Source organism: Microbacterium hydrocarbonoxydans, from assembly GCF_900105205.1.
GTDB lineage: Bacteria > Actinomycetota > Actinomycetes > Actinomycetales > Microbacteriaceae > Microbacterium > Microbacterium hydrocarbonoxydans.
On record NZ_FNSQ01000005.1, the window covers coordinates 2,598,368 to 2,620,837 of the forward strand.

General features: G+C 67.2%; 17 protein-coding genes, 1 pseudogene and 2 riboswitches. Of the genes and pseudogenes, 2 read left to right on the forward strand and 16 right to left on the reverse strand.

Annotated elements, in window-relative coordinates; all coding sequences use genetic code 11:
• Positions 1–9 precede the first annotated feature (9 nt).
• The 3 genes and pseudogenes from glsA to typA all read right to left on the reverse strand — a co-directional run bounded on the left by glsA (position 10) and on the right by typA (position 4,153).
• A pseudogene (glsA, locus tag BLW44_RS12890) lies at positions 10–1,016 on the reverse strand (glutaminase A).
• 165 nt (positions 1,017–1,181) lie between these two features.
• Entirely contained in the window at positions 1,182–2,075 is an 894-nt protein-coding gene (locus BLW44_RS12895; RefSeq protein ID WP_060926737.1) for an aggregation-promoting factor C-terminal-like domain-containing protein, read from the reverse strand.
• A 164-nt stretch (positions 2,076–2,239) separates the two neighbouring features.
• Positions 2,240–4,153 carry a translational GTPase TypA gene (gene typA, locus BLW44_RS12900; RefSeq protein ID WP_060926738.1) on the reverse strand — a complete coding sequence of 638 codons (1,914 nt, stop codon included), beginning with the start codon at positions 4,151–4,153 and terminating at the stop codon, positions 2,240–2,242.
• Positions 4,154–4,292: 139 nt separating this feature from the next.
• Here typA and BLW44_RS12905 point away from each other — a divergent pair, with 139 nt between their 5' ends.
• Positions 4,293–5,369, forward strand: a complete 1,077-nt coding sequence (locus tag BLW44_RS12905; RefSeq protein WP_060926739.1) for a variant leucine-rich repeat-containing protein — start codon at positions 4,293–4,295, stop codon at positions 5,367–5,369.
• 32 nt (positions 5,370–5,401) lie between these two features.
• A complete protein-coding gene (locus BLW44_RS12910; RefSeq protein WP_060926740.1) occupies positions 5,402–6,184 on the forward strand; it encodes a CPBP family intramembrane glutamic endopeptidase in 783 nt (260 codons plus the stop codon).
• A gap of 23 nt (positions 6,185–6,207) precedes the next feature.
• Here BLW44_RS12910 and BLW44_RS12915 read toward each other — a convergent pair whose 3' ends face one another.
• From BLW44_RS12915 to BLW44_RS12975, 13 genes are all read right to left on the reverse strand, one after another.
• Positions 6,208–6,771: a PH domain-containing protein gene (locus BLW44_RS12915; protein ID WP_060926741.1), complete on the reverse strand. Its 564-nt coding sequence runs from the start codon at positions 6,769–6,771 to the stop codon at positions 6,208–6,210.
• Positions 6,772–6,773: 2 nt separating this feature from the next.
• On the reverse strand, positions 6,774–8,447 hold the full coding sequence (locus BLW44_RS12920) for a dipeptide ABC transporter ATP-binding protein (RefSeq protein WP_060926742.1): 1,674 nt from the start codon (positions 8,445–8,447) through the stop codon (positions 6,774–6,776).
• Positions 8,444–9,385: an ABC transporter permease gene (locus tag BLW44_RS12925; RefSeq protein ID WP_060926743.1), complete on the reverse strand. Its 942-nt coding sequence runs from the start codon at positions 9,383–9,385 to the stop codon at positions 8,444–8,446. Before BLW44_RS12925 ends, BLW44_RS12920 begins: the two co-directional genes overlap by 4 nt.
• Entirely contained in the window at positions 9,378–10,304 is a 927-nt protein-coding gene (locus BLW44_RS12930; RefSeq protein WP_060926744.1) for an ABC transporter permease, read from the reverse strand. The genes BLW44_RS12925 and BLW44_RS12930 overlap by 8 nt, the downstream gene beginning before the upstream one ends.
• 101 nt (positions 10,305–10,405) lie before the next feature.
• A complete protein-coding gene (locus BLW44_RS12935) occupies positions 10,406–12,043 on the reverse strand; it encodes a peptide ABC transporter substrate-binding protein (RefSeq protein WP_060926745.1) in 1,638 nt (545 codons plus the stop codon).
• Positions 12,044–12,269: 226 nt separating this feature from the next.
• Positions 12,270–15,101, reverse strand: a complete 2,832-nt coding sequence (gene gcvP, locus BLW44_RS12940) for an aminomethyl-transferring glycine dehydrogenase (RefSeq protein ID WP_060926787.1) — start codon at positions 15,099–15,101, stop codon at positions 12,270–12,272.
• A 61-nt stretch (positions 15,102–15,162) separates the two neighbouring features.
• Positions 15,163–15,540, reverse strand: a complete 378-nt coding sequence (gene gcvH, locus BLW44_RS12945) for a glycine cleavage system protein GcvH (protein ID WP_060926746.1) — start codon at positions 15,538–15,540, stop codon at positions 15,163–15,165.
• Positions 15,537–16,721: a glycine cleavage system aminomethyltransferase GcvT gene (locus BLW44_RS12950; protein ID WP_060926747.1), complete on the reverse strand. Its 1,185-nt coding sequence runs from the start codon at positions 16,719–16,721 to the stop codon at positions 15,537–15,539. The genes gcvH and BLW44_RS12950 overlap by 4 nt, the downstream gene beginning before the upstream one ends.
• A 54-nt stretch (positions 16,722–16,775) precedes the next feature.
• A riboswitch (glycine riboswitch) is annotated at positions 16,776–16,878 on the reverse strand.
• Position 16,879: 1 nt separating this feature from the next.
• Positions 16,880–16,974: riboswitch (glycine riboswitch) on the reverse strand.
• 73 nt (positions 16,975–17,047) lie between these two features.
• The gene (locus BLW44_RS12955) at positions 17,048–17,884 is read right to left on the reverse strand and encodes an ATP-binding cassette domain-containing protein (RefSeq protein ID WP_060926748.1); all 837 of its coding nucleotides are present in this window, start codon (positions 17,882–17,884) and stop codon (positions 17,048–17,050) included.
• A complete protein-coding gene (locus BLW44_RS12960; RefSeq protein WP_060926749.1) occupies positions 17,881–18,744 on the reverse strand; it encodes an ABC transporter ATP-binding protein in 864 nt (287 codons plus the stop codon). Before BLW44_RS12960 ends, BLW44_RS12955 begins: the two co-directional genes overlap by 4 nt.
• Positions 18,741–19,718: an ABC transporter permease gene (locus BLW44_RS12965; RefSeq protein WP_060926750.1), complete on the reverse strand. Its 978-nt coding sequence runs from the start codon at positions 19,716–19,718 to the stop codon at positions 18,741–18,743. The genes BLW44_RS12960 and BLW44_RS12965 overlap by 4 nt, the downstream gene beginning before the upstream one ends.
• On the reverse strand, positions 19,711–20,706 hold the full coding sequence (locus BLW44_RS12970; protein ID WP_060926751.1) for an ABC transporter permease: 996 nt from the start codon (positions 20,704–20,706) through the stop codon (positions 19,711–19,713). Before BLW44_RS12970 ends, BLW44_RS12965 begins: the two co-directional genes overlap by 8 nt.
• A 37-nt stretch (positions 20,707–20,743) precedes the next feature.
• Entirely contained in the window at positions 20,744–22,435 is a 1,692-nt protein-coding gene (locus BLW44_RS12975; protein WP_060926752.1) for an ABC transporter substrate-binding protein, read from the reverse strand.
• Positions 22,436–22,470 lie beyond the last annotated feature (35 nt).

The window sequence follows — 22,470 nt, forward strand, 5'->3', positions numbered from 1 at the left end:
CGGAGCAGGTCAGTGGTTGCGGCTGCGCGCGGGGGCCGACGCGAACAGATTCAGGCCGAGCGCGCGCGAGAGATGACCGATCGCGAGCTGCGATCGTACGGAGTTGCCCGCCGAGTCCAGCCGGGGCGAGAACCCGGCCACCGCACCCTTGCCCGGCGAGACCGCGACGATGCCGCCGGCGACTCCGGACTTCGCGGGGAGACCGATCTCGAACAGCCACTCCCCGAGCGCTCGTAGAGGCCGGTCGAGGCGACCACCGACAAGGTGTCTCGACACACGTCCGCCGAGACCACACGCTCGCCCGTCACGGGGTTCACCCCGCCGTCGGCGAGGGTCGCCCCCATCACCGCCAGATCGTGGGCGGTCACGCTGAGAGCGCACTGCCGCGTGTACACGTCGACGACCTCGTCCGGGTCACCGTCGAGGCGGCCGTAGCCGCGCAGCAGCCAGCCCATCGCCCGATTGCGCTCGTTCGTCTCGGCTTCCGAGGCGTACACGACGCCGTCGAGGCTGAGCGAGCGGCCCGCGAACGCCGACAGCCCCTCGCGGATGCGCTCCCACTTCTCGACAGCCGTGGCGCCCGGTGCCAGAGCCGTGGTGGCGATCGCGCCCGCGTTCACCATCGGGTTCATCGGGTGCCCGGCGTTCAGCTCCAGCGCCATCAGCGAGTTGAAGGCGAGCCCCGTGTTGTTGACGCCGACGATCTCGCGCACCCGCTCGTGCCCGTGCTCCTGGATCGCGAGCGCATAGACGAACATCTTCGAGATCGACTGGATCGAGAACGGATGCAGGGCGTCTCCGGCGTCGTGCAGCCCGCCGTCGACCTCGATCACGGCGAGACCGAAGAGCTCGGGATCGGCCTCGGCGAGCACCGGGATGTAGTCCGCCACCGTGCCGCTGCGGTCATCGGCGTATCGCCGGTGCGCCTCGTGCACGAGTGCGTCCACACTCTCCCAGCCGGGAAGTGCGCCGGTGGAGACCTGCTGCGGGATGCCGGACAGTGCCTCGACGTGCATTCGTGCTCCTCAGATCCGGGACGCCCCAGCCGTCACGCTCACCGTAGTGCGGATGGCCGACGGTGCATAGAGCGAGTGTCACGCGAGCACACGGCGAAACGACGAGACCCACCTGCCGCTCGGGAGCGGAGGTGGGTCTCGTCTGGAGTTCTGGTGGAGTGCGGCTCAGTACCAGTTCGTCGCCTGCGAGTGCGACCAGGCGCTGCAGGGCGCACCGTAGACGGAGGAGATGTAGCCGAGTCCCCAGGCGATCTGGGTCGCGGCGTTCGTCTGCCAGTCGCTGCCGGCCGACGCCATCTTGCTGCCGGGCAGCGCCTGCGGGATCCCGGTGGCGCCGCCGCCGGCGTTGTAGGCCTGGTAGTTCCATCCGGATTCCTTGGTCCACAGCGAGTCCAGGCAGGAGAACTGGTCGTCGCCCCAGCCGTATTCGCTCGCCGCCATCTCGCGGGCGGTGGCCTTGGCACCGTCGACGGTGTTCGCCTCCGCCAGCGCGGCAGCCTCCGCAGCCGCCTGCTCGGCGGCCTTCTTCGCCGCGTCGTCTGCAGCCTTCTTCTCCTGCGCCGCCGTCAACGCCTTCTGGAGCGCGGCGGTCTCGGACTCGACCTGGGCCGTGCCGGTGATCGCATCGACGGAGATGCCCGCGACCAGCAGCGCCGACATCTCGGCCCGGTCTCCGCCGAGGCGCTGGACGTCGGCGGCGAGTTCGTCGGTCGCGACCCGGGCGGGCGCTGCTCCGAGGTCCAGACCGGAGTCCGCGACCTGCGTGTTCAGGGTCTCCGCGGCCTCGATCGCGTCCTCGGCGAGGGCGATCGTGATGGCGGAGCTGTCGGCGGTCTTGGCGAGCGGCTCAGTGCCGGTGACGAAGGAGGAGACGTCGGCCACAGCATCCGGCAGCTCGGCGCCTGCGGCGGGACCGGAGGCCATCCCGACCGTGAGGGCCAGGCCGAGCACTGCACCGGTGACGGTGCCGAAGATGATCTTGGGACGGCGGGCGGTGATCGCGTTACGAGCAGATGCCGCCGCGTGGGCGCGCCGAAGCGCACGGGTGTTCTGAAGCATGGGTTCGACTTTCGGGTCGTCGTACGCCCGTCACAGGACACTCATCGGGAGGTTTGCCCCAGGCGCAAGGTAACGATTCTGCAACGGCGCGCCTGGGCGTTTCGTGAGAAAAGGGCCCTGTACAGCCATTTCGGCGGTACAGGACCCTTTCTCTTAGACGATTCTCAGGCGCTGGCGTCCTGACGCTTCAGCCGAGCGGTCTCACGCGCACGCGTGTTCGCATCGAGGTTGACCTTGCGGATGCGTACGACCTCGGGGGTGACCTCGACGCATTCGTCGTCGCGAGCGAACTCGAGGCTCTCCTCGAGGGTGAGCTGACGCGGCGGGGTCATCGACTCGAAGGTGTCGGAGCTCGCTGCACGCATATTGGTGAGCTTCTTCTCCTTCGTGATGTTCACGTCCATGTCGTCGGCGCGCGAGTTCTCGCCGATGACCATGCCCTCGTAGACCTCCTGCGTGGGCTGCACGAAGAACGACATGCGCTCCTGCAGGGCGATCATCGCGAAGGGGGTGACGACACCCTGACGGTCGGCGACGATCGAGCCGTTCTGACGCGTCGTGATGGAGCCGGCCCACGGCTCGTACCCGTGCGAGATCGCGTTCGCGATGCCGGTGCCGCGCGTCGTGGTGAGGAACTCGCTGCGGAAGCCGATCAGGCCGCGCGACGGGACGATGAACTCCATGCGCACCCAGCCGGTGCCGTGGTTCGTCATGTTCTCCATGCGACCCTTGCGGTTCGCGAGCAGCTGCGTGATGGCGCCGAGGTGCTCCTCGGGGGTGTCGATCGTGAGGTGCTCGAAGGGCTCGTAGGTCTTGCCGTCGATCTTCTTCGTGACCACCTGCGGCTTGCCGACGGTGAGCTCGAAGCCCTCGCGGCGCATGTTCTCGACGAGGATGGCGAGGGCGAGCTCGCCGCGGCCCTGCACCTCCCAGGCATCCGGGCGTCCGATGTCGACGACCTTGAGCGAGACGTTGCCGATCAGCTCCTTGTCGAGACGGTCCTTGACCATGCGAGCGGTGAGCTTGTGGCCCTTGACCTTGCCCATGAGAGGCGAGGTGTTGGTGCCGATCGTCATCGAGATGGCGGGGTCGTCGACCGTGATGGCCGGCAGCGGGCGCACATCCTCGGGGTCGGCGATGGTCTCGCCGATCGTGATGTTCTCGAAGCCGGCGATGGCGACGATGTCACCGGGGCCGGCGGACTCGGCGGGGTACCGCTCGAGCGCACGGGTCTTGAGCAGCTCGGTGATGCGCGCGTTCTGGTGGGTGCCGTCTGCACGGACCCAGGCCACGGTCTGACCCTTCTTGAGCGTGCCGTTGAAGACGCGCAGCAGTGCGAGGCGACCGAGGAAGGGGCTGGAGTCGAGGTTGGTGACCCAGGCCTGCAGCGGGTGCTCGTCGTCGTACGCCGGAGCGGGGACGTGCTCGAGGATCGCCTCGAAGAGCGGCTCGAGGTCGGGGTTGTCGGGCAGCGAGCCGTCGGCGGGACGGTTCTGCGATGCCGCACCGGCACGGCCGGACGCGTAGACGACGGGCACGTCGAGGAGCGCGTCGACGTCGAGGTCGGGCACATCGTCGACGAGGTCGGATGCGAGGCCCAGGAGCAGGTCGTGCGCCTCCTCCTCGACCTCGGCGATGCGAGCGTCGGGGCGGTCGGTCTTGTTGACCAGGAGGATGACGGGGAGCTTGGCCTCGAGTGCCTTACGCAGCACGAAGCGGGTCTGCGGCAGCGGGCCCTCGCTCGCGTCGACGAGCAGCACGACGCCGTCGACCATCGACAGGCCGCGCTCGACCTCGCCACCGAAGTCGGCGTGGCCAGGGGTGTCGATCACGTTGATCGTGATCTCCTTGCCCTGGGCGTGCTTGCCCTTGTAGGTGATCGCCGTGTTCTTGGCGAGGATCGTGATGCCCTTCTCACGCTCGAGATCGTTCGAGTCCATGGCGCGCTCATCGACGTGGGCGTGTTCGCCGAAGGAGCCCGTCTGACGCAGCATGGCGTCGACGAGAGTGGTCTTGCCGTGGTCGACGTGCGCGACGATTGCGACGTTGCGGAGGTCAGAGCGGAGGGCGTGCGCCATGCAGAAGTCCTAAAGAGTGTGGGTTTTTGTCGAGAAGCCGACGTTCCAGCCTATCGCACCCTCGCGAATCGTAGCTGAACAGGCCCTGTCCACCTCGAGCGTCACTCGAAGCCGATCGGCGGTGCGATACCGTGACCGCATGGGGGGCCAGATCTACGACACCGACCTCGCCGCTGCGCAGAATCCGTGGACGGCACCGGCTCAGCTCGCGGAGATCGCCACGCGGCGGGGAGATCTGCACGCGCTCGTCCTGAATCACCGGGCGTGCTACCCGCAGCTCCGGGAGTGGATACTCCAGGTCAACCCGGCCGCAGGAGCAGTGATGAACGTTCGACCTCTGGTGTCGGCTCCGGCTCCGCGAAGCGGGCGGGGCGGATTGTGCGCGCTCATCGGATGCGGCGGGATCGCTCTGCTGGGCTTCGCCGTCGTCATGGTCTTCGTCATCGGCGGACTGGTCGCGACCTCCCCGTCCCCTGATCCACAGACGGACGAGGGCACCTCGAGCCGCGGAGAGTCCCTGGCAGCTTTCGATGCGGAGCGGAGCAAGTACGACGAGCTCTACGCCCAGATCGAGACCAATCCGGTCGCTCCCCTGGTCGCCGACCTCCTGACGTTCCAGCGCTTGGAGAGGACGATCTCACAGCCCCCTGTGACCGACGCGTCGGTCGCCGATCATGCGAGCGAAGCCAGGAGCATCAGGGAAACACTCGAGCAGCGGATCGCAGACGCCGCGACGCGGCGGACCAATGCATCGGGCTCGGTCAGCGAGGCGATCGTCGACGAAGCCGGCCAGGGATTCATCGACATCGCCTGGAACGCGGACACCGAGTGCGGGACCCCCGGAGAAGCGGATGACGGACGTGTGACGATCGGCTGCATCTCGGAGGAACCGCTGACGGTTCACCTTGCGCCTGAGGACCAGCTCGGCGGCGACACCGCCATCCGTCTGGTCGTGCTGCATGAGCTCACGCACCTCTACATGCGCGCCGATAGCGATGCGAACGGGGCCGAGTTGGGGACATCCAGTGTCCTCGTCGAGCAGGGCTACTTCCAGGGCAGCAGCGAGGTGTTCGCCGACTGCTACGCGTTGACCTATCTGGGTATCAGGACCCTGACCTTCGACAGTCGCGACTACGGCTACGGCTACATCTGCACCGCCGAGGAGCGTCAGCTCATGCGCGAATGGGCGGCAGAAGTGCACGCGCCCATGCCGTAGTGACGCGCACTGCCGAGTACGATCGGTGTGCCATGAGTCTCCTCCCGAACGCCGCGCCCTCGCGCAGCCGCCTGTGGTGGGAGATCGCGATCGTGCTGGCTCTCGGCCTCGGCCAGTCGGCCGTGTACGCGATCGTCCAGCTCGCCTACCGGCTGACCGATGAGACGCCACTGGCCGACCAGACCGCGACGCTCAACCCCTCGCGCAGCGACCGGGAGATCTTCGACCTGATCTACCAGATCCTCTCGATCGGATTCTCACTCGTTCCGGTGCTGCTCGTGTGCTTCCTGCTCTGGCAGTCATCTCGCCCGCACCTGGGTCGCCTGGGACTCGACGGCACGCGCGTCGCATCCGATACGTGGCGAGGCGTGCTGTTGGTGCTCGCGATCGGCGTCCCCGGCCTGGGGCTGTATCTCGTCGGCCGGGCGACCGGGCTCTTCGTCGCCGTGAACCCTGCCGGCCTCGACGCCTACTGGTGGACGGTCCCCGTGCTTCTGCTGGCGGCGGCCAGGGCGTCGTTGCAGGAGGAGTTCGTCGTGCTCGGATACCTCTTCGCGCGGCTGAAGCAGCTCGGATGGGGCCCGTGGACGATCATCCTGACGACGTCGCTGCTGCGCGCGAGCTACCACCTCTATCAGGGCCCCGGTGCGTTCATCGGCAATCTCGCGATGGGGATGCTGTTCGGCTGGCTGTTCCAGCGCAGCGGACGGCTGATGCCGTTCCTCGTCGCGCACTTCCTGATCGACGCGACGGTGTTCGTCGGCTACCCCTGGGCTGCAGAGACCTGGCCCGCGCTGTTCGGGCTTCCCGGCTGAGGGCACCGGTCGCGCGCGTCAGTTCAGGTGTTCGCGATGACCACGGCCACCGCGGCCCAGACCACGATGAGACCGAGGGCCGCGAGGGCCCGGACGTCCCAGGTGCGGCTGATCGGCGTATCCCCGGTCGTGGCGGCCTCCTGCCAGCGATCGCGGATGTCGGTCAGGTCACGAAGCCCTGCCGGAGCCTTGGCCTCCTCGTCCCCGGAGGTGGGGCGCCGCAGCGGACGTGCCCTGGCAGGCCCGCCGTAGCAGGAGAGGTCTGAGCCGTCATCGAGGCTGAACAGCAGCTGCCAGCGCAGGTCGATGTCGCGAACCCGCGCCCAGCCGAAAGTGGTGCGACGCAGCATGTTCTGCACCGTCGCCCCATCCGCATCGACTCGGACCATCGAGACGAAGGCGATCTCGTAGACCACCCAGAGGCCGAGCAGCACCCAGGGAGCGAGAAGGAGCATCTGCCCCCATCCCGCCCGAACGACGGCGTCGCCCAGCAGGAAGATCGCGAGCAGCGTGCAGAGAACGAGGGAGACGGGCCCGGAGGCCGCACGGAATGTCCGTGCGGCCTCCGGTCGAGGTTCGGTGCTCACTCTCAGTGACCACCGAGGGTGATCGTCGCCCCGGGGATCGCCTTCAGGAGGCGATCGGTGTACTCCTGCTGCGGGTTGGCGAAGATCTCGTCGACCGTGCCCTGCTCGACGATCTTGCCCTTCTCCATGACGCACACGAGGTCGCTCGATACACGGACGACCGCGAGGTCGTGTGTGATGAACAGATACGTGAGCCCGAGCTCCGACTGGAGCTCGGCCAGCAGTTGCAGCACCTGGTCCTGCACCAGCACGTCGAGCGCCGACACGGCCTCATCGAGGACGATGATGTCGGGCTTGAGCGCGAGCGCACGGGCGATCGCCACACGCTGGCGCTGCCCGCCCGAGAGCTCGTTCGGGTAACGGGTCGCCAGCACTCGCGGCAGCGAGACCTGGTCGAGGAGTTCCTCGACCCGCTCACGCTGAGAGGCGCGGTCGCCCACCCCGTGGATCTGCAGGGGCTCGGCGATCGTGTTGCCGATGTTACGCAGCGGGTCGAGGGAGCCGTAGGGGTCCTGGAAGACCGGCTGCATGCGGCGTCGGAGGCCGAACGCCTGAGCGTTCGACAGGTTGGACACGTCCTGCCCATCGATCTCGATCGTCCCGCTGGTCGGCTCCTCGAGCTTGAGCACCATCTTCGCGACGGTGGACTTGCCCGAACCCGACTCGCCCACGAGAGCGAGCGTCTTGCCGCGAGGGATCGCGAACGACACATCGTCGACCGCGCGGAAGGCTTCGCTGCGGAAGCCCCCTTGGCGAATCCGGTAGTCCTTCGTGAGCCCGGCCACGCGCACGGTCGGCGGGATGTCGGCTAGGTCGTCGAGAGTCTCGATACCCCTGTCCTCCACCACGGCCTGGATCCGCTGCGACGCCACGCTGGGTGCCGCGCCGACCAGGCGCTTCGTATACGGATGCTGCGGGTTCTCCAGGATCTGCCGGCTCGGGCCCGCCTCCACGATGTTGCCGCCGTTCATCACGATGATCTTGTCCGCCCGCTCGGCCGCCAGGCCGAGGTCGTGCGTGATCAGCAGCACCGATGTGCCCTTGTCGCGAGTCAGCGACGCCATGTGATCGAGGATCACACGCTGCACTGTGACATCGAGAGCGGAAGTCGGCTCGTCCGCGATGAGCAGCTTCGGATCGGCCGCGAGGCCCATGCCGATCAGCGCTCGCTGGCGCATGCCGCCGGAGAACTGATGCGGGAACTGGTGCAGACGCTTCTCGGCATCGGCGAGCCCCGCCTGTTGCAGCACCTCGACGGTGCGGGCCTTGGCGGCGTCGCGGCTCTGGGCCACGCCGTTCGCACGGATCGCCTCCTTCACCTGGAAGCCGATGCTCCACACCGGGTTGAGGTTCGACATCGGGTCCTGCGGCACGAAGCCGATGTCTCGACCGCGCACGGCCTCGATCTCACGACGGTTGAGTGTCGTGAGCTCTCGTCCGTCGAGCGTGATGGAGCCCGCAGTGATCTGGCCGGTGCCTGGCAGCAGATTCACGATGGCCGTGGCCGTCGTGGACTTGCCGGACCCCGACTCGCCCACGATCGCGACCGTCTCGCCTGGCATGACATCGAAGCTGACTCCGTGGAGCACTTCGCGCAGACCCTCCTGCGTGCGGAACGCGACGCTGAGGTCGCGGATGCTGAGCAGAGGGACCTGTTCAGTGATGCGCTCGCTCATCGGCGTGCCCTCGCCTTCGGGTCGAGGGCGTCTCGGATGAGCTCGCCCAGAGTCACGAACGCCAGCACCGCCAGGGTGAGCGCGATCGACGGATAGATGAGTGCCATCGGAGCCACCCGCAACGAGGCTTGTGCCTTGCTGATGTCCAGCCCCCACGACATGACGTCACTGCCGAGTCCCACGCCGAGGAACGACAGGGTCGCCTCCGCGACGATCGCCGCCGCGAGCCCGAGCGTCGAGACGACGAGCAGTGGGGCAATGGCGTTGGGGATGACGTGGTTCAAGAGGATCTTGAACTTCGACTGACCGAGCGCCTGCGACGCCATGACGAAATCGGCCTGGCGCACGCGGAGCACTTCGGCGCGGACGACGCGGGCCGTCGAGGCCCAGGCGAACCCGCCGATCGCGAACGCGAGGGTCCACACCGACCGAGAGTCCCGGAACACCGTCATGACGACGACCGCCGCGAGGATGTACGGGATCGCGAAGAAGATGTCTCCGATGCGCGACAGGATCGAGTCGAGCCAGCCCCCGTAGAAACCGGCGAGAGCTCCCATGATCAGGCCGAGCACCGACGAGATCACCGTGGCGATGAGGCCGACCGCGAGCGAGGTCTGCGATCCCCACACGATGCGGGCGTAGATGTCGCATCCCTGGAACGTGTACCCCAGCGGGTGCCCCGCAGCAGGTCCCGCATTGCTCTCCGAGAGATGGCAGTCGGTCGGCGACGTCGCAGTGAAGAGCGTCGGCCATACCGCCATCACGAGGAAGACGAGCGCGAGCACGACGGACCCCCAGAACAGCGGACGCCGACGCACGTCGAACCATGCATCGCGCCACAGGTTGCTGGGCTTGTCGGCGATGCGCACGGCATCGACCGTGATCGACTCGGTCTCGACCGGGGCGACGTAGTGCTTCGGAGTAGTGGGCTCAGGCATAGCGAATCCTCGGGTCGAGCAGACCGTAGAGCAGGTCGATGAGCAGGTTCACCAGGACGTACAGGATGACGAAGACGGTCACGAAGGAGACGACCGTCGGTCCCTCGCCACGAGTGATCGCCTGGAACAGTGTGTTGCCGACACCGGGCACGTTGAAGATGCCCTCCGTGACGGTGGCACCCACGAGCAGCACGCCGAAATTCGTGGCCGAGTTGGTGATCACGGGGATCAGCGAGTTGCGCAGCACGTGCACGGGAAGCACGCGGTTGCGCGAGAGCCCCTTGCTGTAGGCCGTTCGGACCCAGTCCTGATTCAGAGTGTCGATGACCGAGCTGCGCATGAGTCGCATGCTCACTGCGTACAGGCTGAAGCCGAGCACGATGGCCGGCAGCCACAGCCCTCCCCAGTCGTTGTCCGCTCCCACCGTGGGTTTGAACCAGCCGAGCTGGATCGCGAGGAAGTACTGCGCGAGGAACGCCACGACGAAGATCGGGATCGCGATCGCGACGAGCGCCACGACGAGCGAGACGTTGTCGAACAGCTTGCCCTTCCGCAACGCCGAGATTGTGCCGATGACGATGGCCAGCACGAACTCGATGGCGATGGCCATGACAGCGAGGCGACCGGTGACCGGGAGGGTTGCCGCGAGTACCGCGGAGACCGGCCTGCCGGAGAACGTGTTACCCAGGTCGCCCTGGAACACGCCGGTGATGTAGTACCAGTACTGAACGATGAACGGGTCGTTCAGGTGGTACTGCTCGCGCAGCTGCTCGAGGACCGCCGGGTTCGGGGTCTTGTCGCCGAATAGCGCGAGGATCGGGTCACCTGGCATGGCGAACACGAGGAAATAGATGAGCAGGGTGGCTCCGAAGAAGACCGGGATCACCTGCAGAAGACGTCTCAGAATGTAACCGAGCATCCGCTTGTCCCTTCTTGAGGGCTAAGAAAGCGAGGCGAACACAAGCCTGTGAGGCGGTGACGAAGAATCGTCACCGCCTCACAGGTGAAGTGCCGTCAGACTTACTCGCCGGCCTTGGTGATCTCGTAGTAGAGCGGAACGGAGTTCCAGCCGAACGTCACGTTGTCGACGCTCTCTCCGTAGCCGCCGGTCACGTTCGAATACCACAGCGGGATCGCGGGCAGGTCCTCGAAGAGAACCTCCTGCGCCTTGGTGAAGTCCTCGACCTGGGCCTCGGCGTCAGGGTTGCTGATGCCGGCCTTGATCAGTTCGTCGAACTCGGGGTTGCTGTAGTCACCGTCGTTGGAGCCGGCGCCGGTCGCGTAAAGCGGTCCGAGGAAGTTGTACAGACCCGGGTAGTCGGCCTGCCATCCCGAACGCGCGGCGGTGGTGATGGAGCGGTCGTTGACCTTGGTACGCAGATCCTGGAAGGTCGGGTACGGGTCGCCGGACGCCTCGATGCCGAGCGTGTTCTTGATGCTGTTGCTCACCGCGTCGACCCAGGCGTCGTGGCCGCCGTCGGAGTTGTACGCGATCTTGAACTCGCCTTCCCACGGGGAGATGGCGTCGGCCTCGGCCCACAGCTCCTTCGCCTTCTCGGCGTCGAAGTCGAGGACCTCGCTGCCGGCGACATCCTCGGACCAGCCGGCGATGACCGGCGAGGTGAAGTCGGAGGCCGGGGTGCGGGTACCCGAGAAGATCGTCTCGGTGATCTCCTCGCGATTGATCGCCATCGACAGCGCCTGACGGCGAAGCTTGCCCTCTTCGCCGCTGAAGTGCGGGAGGAACTGGCCGATGGTGAACGACTGGAAGACGGCCGAAGGCTGGTTCACGGCGCGGTCGCCGAGCTCGTCCTGGAAGACCGGGAGCGAGTTCGTCGGGATCGCGTCGATGACGTCGACCTCGTTCGACAGCAGGTCGGCGTATGCGGCCTCCTGCGTGGCGTAGAACTTGATCGTGAGACCACCGTTGGCCGCCTTGCGACCGCCCTCGTAGTCATCGTTGCGGACGAGGTCGATCTGCACGTCGTGCTGCCACGCGTCGTCGCCGTCGATCATGTACGGGCCGTTGCCGATGGGGTTCTGGCCGAACGCCTCCATGTCCTCGAACGCGACGTCCGGGAGCGGGTAGAAGGCGGAGTAGCCGAGACGCAGAGCGAAGTCCGAGGCCGGCTTGTTCAGCGCGATCGTGAAGGTGTAGTCGTCGACCTGCTCGAGGCCGGTGAGCTCGGAGTCCTTCTCATAGCTGAAGCCCTCGATGTCCTCGAAGAAGTAGCTGGAGAGGTGACCGTTCGAGAGCTTCGCGCCCTCGTTCCACGCCTTGATGAAGTTGTCGGCGGTGACCTCTTCACCGTCGGTGAAGGTCAGCCCTTCCTTGATCTTGACGGTGAGGTTCTGCGGGTCCTCAGTGGTGATCTCCTCAGCCACGTCGTTGACCGGCTTGCCGTCGGCGTCGTAGTAGATCAGTCCGGCGAAGATCTCGTCGAGGATCTTTCCGCCGCCCACCTCGTTGGTGTTCGTCGGGATCAGCGGGTTCTCGGGCTCCGAGCCGTTCGTGGTGATGATGGCTTCCGGGTCGCCGGCCGGGCCGGAGCCGCCGTCGCCCTCATTGCCGTTTCCACCGCTCGCGCAGCCCGCGAGCGCCAGGGCGCCGATCGCGAACAGCGCGGTGCCCGCAAGGGCGATCTTGTTGCGCTTCACTTTGTGTCCTCCTGTGGACGGGATTTCATCAGACTGCGCGCTCATCGTCGAACGCGTAGGGATAGTTGACTGTAACCCGGCTTCGAACCGGCACCGCACTCGGCTAATGAACCGTTACTGAGTGGTGACCAACCGTAATATCGCGGAAACATGCGGAAATCCACGGAAACGAGAGACGGCGCCGCACCCTCGCGGGTGGCGGCGCCGTCTTCTGCATGTCATCGGCTCAGGCGAAGGCCTCCACCGGCGGGCACGCGCACACGAGGTTGCGGTCGCCGTAGGCCTGATCGATGCGGCGCACCGGCGGCCAGTACTTGCCGGCGACCAGCGCATGCACCGGGTATGCGGCATCCTCACGGGTGTACGAGTGGTTCCACTCCCCCGCGATGAGCGACACAGCCGTGTGCGGAGCGTGCACGAGGGGGTTGTCGTCGGCGGGCCAGCGGCCTGCTGCCACGGCATCCGCCTCGGCCTTGATCATGATCATCGCCTCGATGAACCGCTCGATCTCATCGATGTCCTCGGACTCCGTCGGCTCGACCATGAGGGTGCCGGCCACCGGGAACGACATGGTCGGCGCGTGGAAGCCGTAGTCGATCAGCCGCTTCGCCACGTCGTCGACCGTGATGCCGGTCGTCTCCTTCAGCGGACGCAGGTCGAGGATGCACTCGTGCGCCACGCGGCCGTTCTCGCCCGCGTAGAGCACCGGGTAGTGCTCGCCCAGGCGTGCGGCGATGTAGTTCGCCGACAGCACCGCCGCGGCCGTGGCGTTGCGGAGGCCGTCGGCCCCCATCATCCGCACGTACGACCAGGAGATCGGGAGGATGCCCGCGGAGCCGTACGGTGCCGCGGACACCGCACCGCCCTCGAACACGAATCCTCCGGCGTGCTCCGACTTCTGCGCGAGCGGGTGCGAGGGCAGGTACGGTGCGAGATGCGCCTTGGCCGCCACGGGCCCCACGCCGGGGCCGCCGCCGCCGTGCGGGATCGCGAAGGTCTTGTGCAGGTTGAGGTGCGAGACGTCGCCGCCGAGATCGCCGAACCTGGCGTACCCGAGCAGAGCGTTGAGGTTCGCGCCGTCGACGTACACCTGGCCGCCGGCGTCATGCACCGCGGTGGTGATCTCGACCACGTCCTGCTCGTAGACGCCGTGCGTCGACGGGTAGGTGATCATCAGCGCGGACAGCTCGTCCGCGTGCGCCGCGATCTTCGCTCGCAGGTCGTCGAGGTCGACGTTGCCGAGCTCGTCGCAGGCCACGACGACCACCTTCATGCCGGCGAGCACGGCCGAAGCCGCGTTCGTGCCATGGGCGGACGACGGGATCAGGCAGACGGTGCGCTGCGAGTCGCCGTTGGCGAGGTGGTAGCCGCGGATCGCGAGGAGACCGGCGAGCTCGCCCTGCGAACCCGCGTTCGGCTGCAGTGAGACGGCGTCGTATCCCGTGACCTCCGCGAGCCACGCCTCGAGCTGATCGATCAGCTCGAGGTATCCCGTGACGTCGGATGCCGGCGCGAACGGGTGGATGCCCGCGAACTCCGGCCACGTGATCGATGCCATCTCGGTGGCAGCGTTCAGCTTCATCGTGCACGAGCCGAGCGGGATCATGCCGCGGTCCAGCGCGTAGTCGCGGTCGGCGAGGCTCTTCAGGTAGCGCATCATCGCGGTCTCGCTGCGGTGCGCGTGGAAGACCGGGTGCGTGAGGTACCCGTCCTGGCGCAGCAGGCCGTCGGGAAGCGCACCGTGCGAGCCGGAGCCGAAGAATCCGAACGCCCGGTTCTGAGCGCCGCCGAAGACACGGGCCACCTGGTGGAGCTCGCTGACGGTGGTGGTCTCGTCGACCGAGATGCCGATGGTGTCGGCATCCGCCATGTTCAGCAGGATCCCGAACCCGTCATGCGCCTGCGCGACGAACTCCGCCGCCCGTCCTGGCACGCGCACGCGGAGGGTGTCGAAGAACGAGTCGTGGACCACTTCCACTCCGGCGTCGGCGAGCCAGTCGCGGAGCATCGAGGTCTTCGCCGCGACCTCCCTGGCGATCCCCTTCAGGCCGTCCGGTCCGTGGTAGACGGCATACATCGACGCCATCACGGCGAGCAGGACCTGCGCGGTGCAGATGTTGCTGGTCGCCTTCTCACGGCGGATGTGCTGTTCGCGGGTCTGCAGCGACAGCCGGTAGGCCGGCCGGCCGTCCGCGTCGACCGAGACGCCGACGAGGCGGCCGGGGAGCTGACGCTCGAGGCCCGAGCGCACGGCCATGTATCCGGCGTGCGGGCCGCCGAAGCCGATCGGCACCCCGAAGCGCTGCGTGGTGCCGACGGCGACATCGGCTCCCAGAGATCCAGGCGAGGCGATGAGGGTGAGGGCGAGCAGGTCGGCGGCGACGACGGCGAGTCCGCCGGCGACATGAGCGGCGTCGATGACGGCGCTCGGATCCCACACCCGTCCCGAGGCGCCCGGGTACTGCACGAAGACCCCGAAGAGCTCCTCTGGCAGCTGCTCCCCCGCGGCGAAGTCGACCGAGACGAGCTCGATGCCGACGGCGGCGGCACGCGTCTCGAGCAGCGCCTTCGTCTGCGGGAACGCGTCGGCGTCGACGGCGAACACCGGGGACTTCGTCTTCGAGGCGCGCCGCGCGAGCAGCATCCCCTCCACGACCGCGGTCGACTCGTCGAGCATCGAGGCGTTCGCCGTCGTGAGCCCGGTGAGCTCGGCGACCATCGTCTGGAAGTTGATGAGGGCTTCCAGGCGGCCCTGCGAGATCTCCGGCTGGTACGGCGTGTACGCGGTGTACCAGGACGGGTTCTCGAGCACGTTGCGCTGGATCACCTGCGGGGTGATCGTGCCGTAGTAGCCGAGACCGATCATCGGACGGTTGACCGTGTTGCGGGCGGCGAGCGCGCGCAGCTCGGCGAGGGCCTCGGTCTCACTCGCCGCGCGCGGGATGACCGACTCCTCGGTGGCGGCGGTGAAGATGGAGGAGGGAACGGCCTGGCGCATCAGCGCTTCGACCGGACTCCAGTCCTCGAGTGCGGACTCGACGCCGAGCGCGTCCAGCATCCGGCGCTGGGAGGAGGCGGTGGTTCCGATGTGACGATCGGCGAAGGAGACCACTGTGCGATCAGCCCTCCGTGAGTGCGACGTAAGCGTCGCGGTCCATCAGACCGTCGAGCGCGCCGGCGGCGACCGACACCTTGATGAGCCAGCCTCCGGCGAACGGCTCGGCGTTCACGAGCGAAGGGTCGTCGACCACGGCGTCGTTGATCTCGACGACGGTGCCGGCGACAGGGGCGTACAGCTCGCCGACCGACTTCGTCGACTCGATCTCACCGACGACGGAACCGGCGGTGATCTCGGTGCCGACGGCGGGCAGCTCGACGAACACGACGTCACCGAGCTTGTCGGCGGCATAGTCGGTGATGCCGATGGTCACGGTGTCGCCGTCTGCGGCGATCCACTCGTGCTCATCCGTGTAGCTGAGTGCGTTGAGGTCGGTCATTTGGTCCTCCGGTAGAAAGGCAGAGCGGTCACGGTCGCGGGAATCCTGGTCCCCCGCACATCAAGGAATACTGCGGTTCCCACCGCAGCGGAAGACGGAGCGATGTAGGCCATCGCGATCGGGTGCCCGAGCGTCGGGCTGAGAGCGCCGCTGGTGATCTCGCCGAGGACGGCACCGTCCTGATCGACCACGGGGTAGCCGGCGCGTCCTGCGCGCTTGCCCTCCGCCACGAGTCCGACGAGGACGGGGGCGTCGGATGCGGCATCCACGGCGCCCTTGCCGATGAAGGCCTCCTTGTCGGCCACCACGACGCGTCCGAGACCCGCCTGCGACGGCTTGATGTCGCGGGAGAGCTCGTGGCCGTAGAGCGGCATGCCCGCTTCGAGTCGCAGCGTGTCGCGGGCTGCGAGACCGGCGGGCACGAGTCCGTGCGCCTGCCCGGCGACGAGCAGGGCGTCCCACAGTGCCGGGGCGTCTGCCGCCTTCACGAGCAGCTCGAATCCGTCCTCGCCGGTGTACCCGGTCCTGGCCAGGAGGAGAGGGCTGCCGACGAACAGCGCGTCGGCCCAGGCGTAGTACTTCTGCTCCACCCACGGGGTGCCGAGGTCGGTGATCCCGGCCGTGGACGAGACGATCGCCTCGGCAGTCGGACCCTGCACGGCCAGAAGCGCGTACTCGTCCGAGACGTCTTCGACGTCGACGCCGCGGTCGCCGAGGAAGCCTTCGAAGCTCCGCTCCGATGCACCTGCGAGCTCCGGACGGTCCCGCTCGATCTTCGACGGGAAGGAGCGTACGCGCGAGGCGAAGGCCGCGTCGACGAATCCACGGTTGCCCGCGTTCGCGATCACGAGGTAGCGATCCTCGGCGAGGCGGTACACGATGACATCGTCGACGATGCCGCCGTCCTCGGCCAGCACCAGCGAGTACTTCGCCTTGCCCACGGTCATCGCCGAGAGCCGCCCGGCGAGCGCGTAGTCGAGGAACTCCCCCGCGAACTCTCCGGTCACCAGGAACTCGGCCATGTGCGAGATGTCGAACAGCCCAGCCGCCTGTCGCACCGCATGGTGCTCGGCGAGGTCGGACGTGTATCGCACCGGCATCTGCCATCCGCCGAAGTCGGTGAAGGAGGCGCCGAGCGCCTCGTGGCGCTCACGGAGCGGGGTGTAGCGGGGGTCCGACATGGAGTTCTCCCGGGCTGGGGCGGGCGGAACGACGGCGTCGCCGTTCCTCGGAACTCCCCCTCTGTCATGGGCCTGAGAGCTTCGCCCAGGGACTGGGCTTTCACCGTCGGCGGAGACGAGCGGATGCCGCGTCGCTCGAACTCGCTTTTCAGAGTGGCCGGAACCGCGCGGTACGCGTACCTGAGAGATTGGCGGGGAGGCTTGCTCCTTCGGTGCCCGGCTGCGTTCGCCGGGGCTCTCCCGCGTGGGTCATTCGGCCTGTCTTCACTTGTGGGGTCCAGTCTAGCGGGTCGACAGAGCCCCGCCGAGGGTGTTCGGTGCCGCTCTCATCTCCCGGCGATCTCGGCCCGCACCTCATCGCGCAGGCGGCCGAGGTTCTCCGGCTCGGGCGCAGCGCCCAACAGCGTCTTGGTGTACTCGTGCTGCGGGTCGAGGATGACCGCATCCGCCGGCCCGCGCTCGACGACGTCGCCCTTGTACAGCACCATGATCTCGTCGCTGAAATGGCGGGCGGTGGCCAGATCGTGGGTGATGTAGAGGACGCCGAGGTCGTCTTCGCGCTGCAGATCCGCGAGGAGGTTCAGGACCCCGAGCCTGATGGACACGTCGAGCATCGACACCGGCTCGTCCGCGACGATGAAGCGCGCACCGGGTGCGAGCGCGCGGGCGATGGCGACGCGCTGCCGCTGCCCACCGGAGAGCTCGTGGGGGCGCCGCTCCGCGAAGCTCTCCCCCGGGGTGAGCCGCACCCGCTCGAGCAGGTCGATCGCCCGGGCGCGCACCTCGTCTCCGGAGAGCTTCGGATGATGCAGTCGGATCGGCCGCTCCAGGTGATGCAGGATCGTGTGGAACGGATTCAGCGAGGCGAACGGATCCTGGAAGACCATCTGCACCTGCGAGCGGTAGCGCTCGACGGCTCGTCCGCGCATCCCGGTCTCCTGCCCGTCGAGCAGGATCTGTCCGCTGGTGGGCGTCTCGAGCTTCATGAGCATCCGGGCGATGGTCGACTTGCCCGATCCGGACTCTCCCACCAGGGCGACCGTCTTCCCGGCGGCGATGGTGAACGAGACATCCTTCACCGCGTGCAGCGTCGAGGTCTTGAGTCCCGAGCGCAGCGTGAAGTCCTTGACGAGGTTGCGGGCCTCGAGCGTGGGACCGGTCATCGGACCTCCTCCTGACTGGGCTGGTTGCCGGTGCGCACGAAGTCGCCGCGCGCGCCGGTCAGGCTGGGGAAGCTCGACAGCAGCCGTTTCGTGTACTCGTGCTGCGGCGTGCGGTAGATCTCCTCCGCCGTGCCCTCCTCGACGATCTCCCCCTGCAGCATCACCGCGATGCGGTCGCTGATCTCGATCAGCATCGGGAGGTCGTGCGTGATGAAGATCACCGCGAACCCGAGCCGCTCGCGCAGGCGCATGATCTCGCGGATGATCCCCCGCTGGACCACGACGTCGAGCGCCGTGGTGGGCTCGTCCATGATCATCACCTGCGGGTCGAGGGCCAGCGCCATCGCGATCATCATGCGCTGGCGCATGCCGCCGGACAGCTCGTGCGGGAAGCTCGTCAGCCGCGACGGGTCGACGCCGACGAGCGTGAGCAGCTCCTCCGCGCGCGCCTGCTTGTCCTTCTTCGACATCCCGGGACGGTGCGTGTCGAAGATGTCGAAGATCTGCGCCCGCACATCGATCACCGGATTGAGGGAGTTCATCGCCCCCTGGAAGACCATCGAGATCTTGTCCCAGCGGAACGCCCGCAGTCCGTCGCCGTCGAGCGCGACGATGTCGATGTCGTGCCCGTCTCGATCGTGGAAGACGATCTCCCCGCCGGTCATCAGCGCCGGCGCCTTGAGCAGTCGGTTCATCCCGTACGCGAGCGTCGTCTTGCCGCATCCCGATTCCCCGGCGAGTCCGAGGATCTCGCCGCGGTTGAGCGTCAGCGACACGTTCCGCACGGCCTTGACCGGAGGATCGACCTCGTACTCGATCGACACGTTGCGGGCCGTGAGCACGGCGTCCGGAGCGCTCATGCGGCGACCCCCTTCGTCTTGGCCGCCTTGCGCACACGCCGAGCAGCATCCGGCGCGGCGCGCAGCTTCGGGTTGATGACCTCGTCGATCGCGAAGTTGATCAGCGCGAGTCCCGCACCGAGCACGGCGATCATGACCCCCGGCGGCACGAACCACCACCACGCCCCTCGTCCGAGCGCCTGCCCGGACTGCGCGTCGTTCAGGATGGTCCCCCAGGTGATGGAGGAGTTCGGCCCGAGGCCGAGGTAGGACAGCCCCGCCTCGCCCAGGATGGCGAAGATGATCGCGAACAGGAACTGCGCGGTGAGCAGGGGCAGCAGGTTCGGCATGATCTCGACGAGGATGACGCGGAACGAGCGCTCCCCCGCGACCTTCGACGCGTACACGTAGTCGCGCGTGCGCAGCGACCGGGTCTGCAGGCGCAGGACGTAGGCGGCACCGGCCCACGAGGTGATCCCGAGCACGAACGCCACGAGCTGCCAGCTGCGCTGCGGCACGAAGGAGGCGATCACCATGACCAGCGGCAGGCCGGGGATCACGATCATCACGTTGGTGAACAGCGCGAGTGCATCCTCGCGCCACCCGCCGAGGTAGCCGGCCAGGACGCCGAAGACGAGGGAGAGCACGATGGCGATCCCGCCGGCGACGACGCCGACCAGGAGCGAGCCCTGGGCGCCGATCGCGAGCTGGGCGAACATGTCGTTGCCGAGCTTGGTGGTTCCGAGCCAGTGCTCCGCGGAGGGCGGCAGCAGCGCCGGATTGTCGGTGCTGCGCGGGTCCTGCGAGAACATCGGCGCGATGATCGCGAACAGCACGATCGCGAGGACGAGCGTGGCGCCGACGACGAACTTCGCCGACGAGGTCGGCAGCACGCGACGCTTGCGCGACCGCTGCGTGGCCAGCGAGATGGTGCTCGCCGGCTGGGTCATGGGCTGATCCTTGGTGATCAGCAGGGTGTTCTCGGTGTCAGACATTCTGGCGCGCCCTCGGATCGATGAAGCCATAGACGAGGTCCATGAAGAAGTTGGCGGCGAGCACGGTGATCGTGATGACGAGGAAGAGTCCCTGCATCAGCGCGTAGTCGTTGTTCGTGACCGCCTGGAACATCAGCTTGCCGATGCCGGGATAGGTGAACACCTGCTCCATGACGATCGATCCGGCGACCACGAAGCCCAGGGTGATCGAGAAGCCCGCGATCGACGGGATCGCCGCGTTGCGAGCTGCGTACGTGGTCATGATGCGCCGGGGACGCAAGCCCTTGGCCTCAGCGGTGAGCACGTAGTCCTCCGCCATGGTCTGCACCATCATGTTGCGCATCCCGAACATCCAGCCGCCGACCGAGGAGATGACGATCGTGAGGGCCGGCAGGACCGCGTGCGAGAGCGCGTTGGTGAAGAACGCCCACGTCGGCTCAGGGCCGTCCGGGAAGTCGAAGACGTCGTAGCCTCCGAAGATCGGGAACCAGCCGAGCCCGACGGCGAAGACGGAGACGAGCAGCAGCGCCATCCAGAAGTACGGGATGGACTGCAGCACCGTCGTCGCGGGGATCAGGTGGTCGACCCAGGTCCCGCGCTTCCACCCCGCCCAGGCGCCGAGGACGACGCCGAGGATGAAAGAGATGACGGTGACGGTGCCGACGAGGATGAGCGTCCAGGGCAGCGCCTGGCTGATCAGCTCGCTGACCGGGGTGGGGAACTTCGTCACCGAGACGCCGAGATCACCCTGGAACATGCGTCCCCAGTAGGCGATGTACTGCTCCCAGAGCGAGGAGTCATCGCCGCCGAGAAGCAGCTTGATGTTGCGGATCGTGGTCTCGGAGACCTCACCGCCTGCTCGCTGCATCTTGGCGATCATGATGTCGGCCGGGTTCCCCGGCATCAGCCGGGGAAGGAGGAAGTTGAGTGAGATCGCGGCCCACAGCGTGAACGCGTAGAACCCGATCCTTCGTGCATAGAACTTCATGTCACAGACCTTGCTTCCTCCTCCCCCGACTCACTGCTCAGTTGGCCGGCTCGAGCTGCGTCAGGACGTAGCCTGCCGCGATCGCGCCCCACGACGGCGGGAAGGCGTAGAGGTCGTCCTCCGTCGGCCAGCCCGTGAAGTCCTTCGTGTTGTAGAAGGTCTGCGTCGCGTTGACGACCAGCGGGATGTAGGGGAGGTCACGCACGATCTCGTTCTGGATCGTGCCGTACAGCTCCTTCTTCTCGGCCTCGTCGTTCGTGCTGATGGCGGCCTGGACGGCCTCGTCGACGACGGGGTTGTTGTAGCGGCTGAAGTTCCAGCGTCCTGCAGGGACCTCGGTGCCGACCGGGCTGGTCGATGCGACGTCGGTGCCACCGAACCAGTCGCGGTAGATCTGGAACGGGTCGGCGACGGAGGTGCCGATGACACCGCCGACGATCAGCTGGAAGTCACCGCCCTGACGGGCATCCGAGAACTCCTGCCACTGCACCGTCGATGCGGTGACCTTGATGCCGGCGGCCTCCGCCTGCTCGGCGATCAGCTTGGCCGCGTCGTTGTAGTCGGTCCAGCCGTCGACGGAGATCAGGCTGAGCTCGATCGGCGTGCCGTCCTTCGCATAGAAGTCGCCGTCCTTGGTGTAGCCGGCGGCCTCGAGGATCTCCCCCGCCTCCGCGGCGTTCGCCTCCTGCGGGCTGACCTCGTTCGCGGAGTCGGCCACCCACTTCTCGTCGCGGGGCAGCAGGGCGAAGGTCGGCGAGATGTCACCGGTCAGGCCCACGAACGCCTTGTCCTTGATGGCCGCACGATCGATGGCGACGTTGAGTGCCTGGCGCACCGCGACATCGGTCTGCGGGCCCGTGCATCCGAGCTCCGCGTTCGAGCAGGTGTACAGCACGGTCGGGTCCTGCGGGGTGTTGATCCAGTCGATCGCACCGTTGCCGGTGACGTCGTCGGGGTTCGGGATGAACATGCCGGTCCAGTCGAGCTTGCCGGCGGCGAGCAGGTCCTGCGCGGTCTGGTTGTTGTCCACCGCGATGTACTGCACCTTCTTGACGCCGAGCTCGTCCGCGTCACGGAAGTTCTCGTTGGCGACGAGGGTGTACGACTCGCTCGTGGTCTTGTCGACCACGTAGGCGCCGGACCCCACCGGATCCTCGTTGGCGAAGTTGGCGAAGTCCGTGACCTCGGACCAGACGTGCTCGGGAAGGATGTACGTCGAGCCCAGACGCTGGAACTCGGTCGTGTACTGCGCACTCGAATAGGTCAGCACGACCGTGGTGTCGTCGGTGGCCTCGGCCGAGACGAGGCCGTTGCCCTCGGGGTTGTTGGCTTCGTAGGTGAAGGAGAAGGCGACGTCGGCCGCCGTGAGGGGCTCGCCGTCGCTCCACTTGAGGTCGGGCTTGATGGTGATCGTGATCACCGTGCCGTCCTCGTTGTACTCGTACGAGTCGCCGATGAGCCCGATCGGCTCGGAGTCCGCGGTCTTGTTGAAGAAGAACAGCGGCTCGTAGATGGGTCCGAGCGCGCCATGGAGCACGGTCGGTGCGAACGGGTTGTAGTTCGCCGTGATCGGGGTCTGACTGCCGGCCCAGACACGAAGCGCGCGGTCGCTGTCGCCACCGCTCCCCTCGTTGCTGCCGCCTGCGCCACAGGCGGTCAAGCCCAGGGCGAGGACGGAGGCCCCCGCCACAGCGGTGAGCGCGATCTTGCGCCTTCCGTTACGGATCATTCTGAATTTCCTCTCGGTGCTGCACTGCAGGAGGG

Coding starts and splice junctions, on each gene's coding strand:
- BLW44_RS12965 (WP_060926750.1), bottom strand. CDS start 19,718: ATGTCTGACACCGAGAACACCCTGCTGATCACCAAGGATCAGCCCATG.
- BLW44_RS12905 (WP_060926739.1), top strand. CDS start 4,293: ATGGGGGGCCAGATCTACGACACCGACCTCGCCGCTGCGCAGAATCCG.
- BLW44_RS12975 (WP_060926752.1), bottom strand. CDS start 22,435: ATGATCCGTAACGGAAGGCGCAAGATCGCGCTCACCGCTGTGGCGGGG.
- BLW44_RS12925 (WP_060926743.1), bottom strand. CDS start 9,385: ATGCCTGAGCCCACTACTCCGAAGCACTACGTCGCCCCGGTCGAGACC.
- BLW44_RS12930 (WP_060926744.1), bottom strand. CDS start 10,304: ATGCTCGGTTACATTCTGAGACGTCTTCTGCAGGTGATCCCGGTCTTC.
- gcvH (WP_060926746.1), bottom strand. CDS start 15,540: ATGACCGACCTCAACGCACTCAGCTACACGGATGAGCACGAGTGGATC.
- BLW44_RS12955 (WP_060926748.1), bottom strand. CDS start 17,884: ATGACCGGTCCCACGCTCGAGGCCCGCAACCTCGTCAAGGACTTCACG.
- BLW44_RS12960 (WP_060926749.1), bottom strand. CDS start 18,744: ATGAGCGCTCCGGACGCCGTGCTCACGGCCCGCAACGTGTCGATCGAG.
- BLW44_RS12950 (WP_060926747.1), bottom strand. CDS start 16,721: ATGTCGGACCCCCGCTACACCCCGCTCCGTGAGCGCCACGAGGCGCTC.
- BLW44_RS12920 (WP_060926742.1), bottom strand. CDS start 8,447: ATGAGCGAGCGCATCACTGAACAGGTCCCTCTGCTCAGCATCCGCGAC.
- typA (WP_060926738.1), bottom strand. CDS start 4,153: ATGGCGCACGCCCTCCGCTCTGACCTCCGCAACGTCGCAATCGTCGCG.
- BLW44_RS12910 (WP_060926740.1), top strand. CDS start 5,402: ATGAGTCTCCTCCCGAACGCCGCGCCCTCGCGCAGCCGCCTGTGGTGG.
- BLW44_RS12895 (WP_060926737.1), bottom strand. CDS start 2,075: ATGCTTCAGAACACCCGTGCGCTTCGGCGCGCCCACGCGGCGGCATCT.
- gcvP (WP_060926787.1), bottom strand. CDS start 15,101: ATGCTGGACGCGCTCGGCGTCGAGTCCGCACTCGAGGACTGGAGTCCG.
- BLW44_RS12970 (WP_060926751.1), bottom strand. CDS start 20,706: ATGAAGTTCTATGCACGAAGGATCGGGTTCTACGCGTTCACGCTGTGG.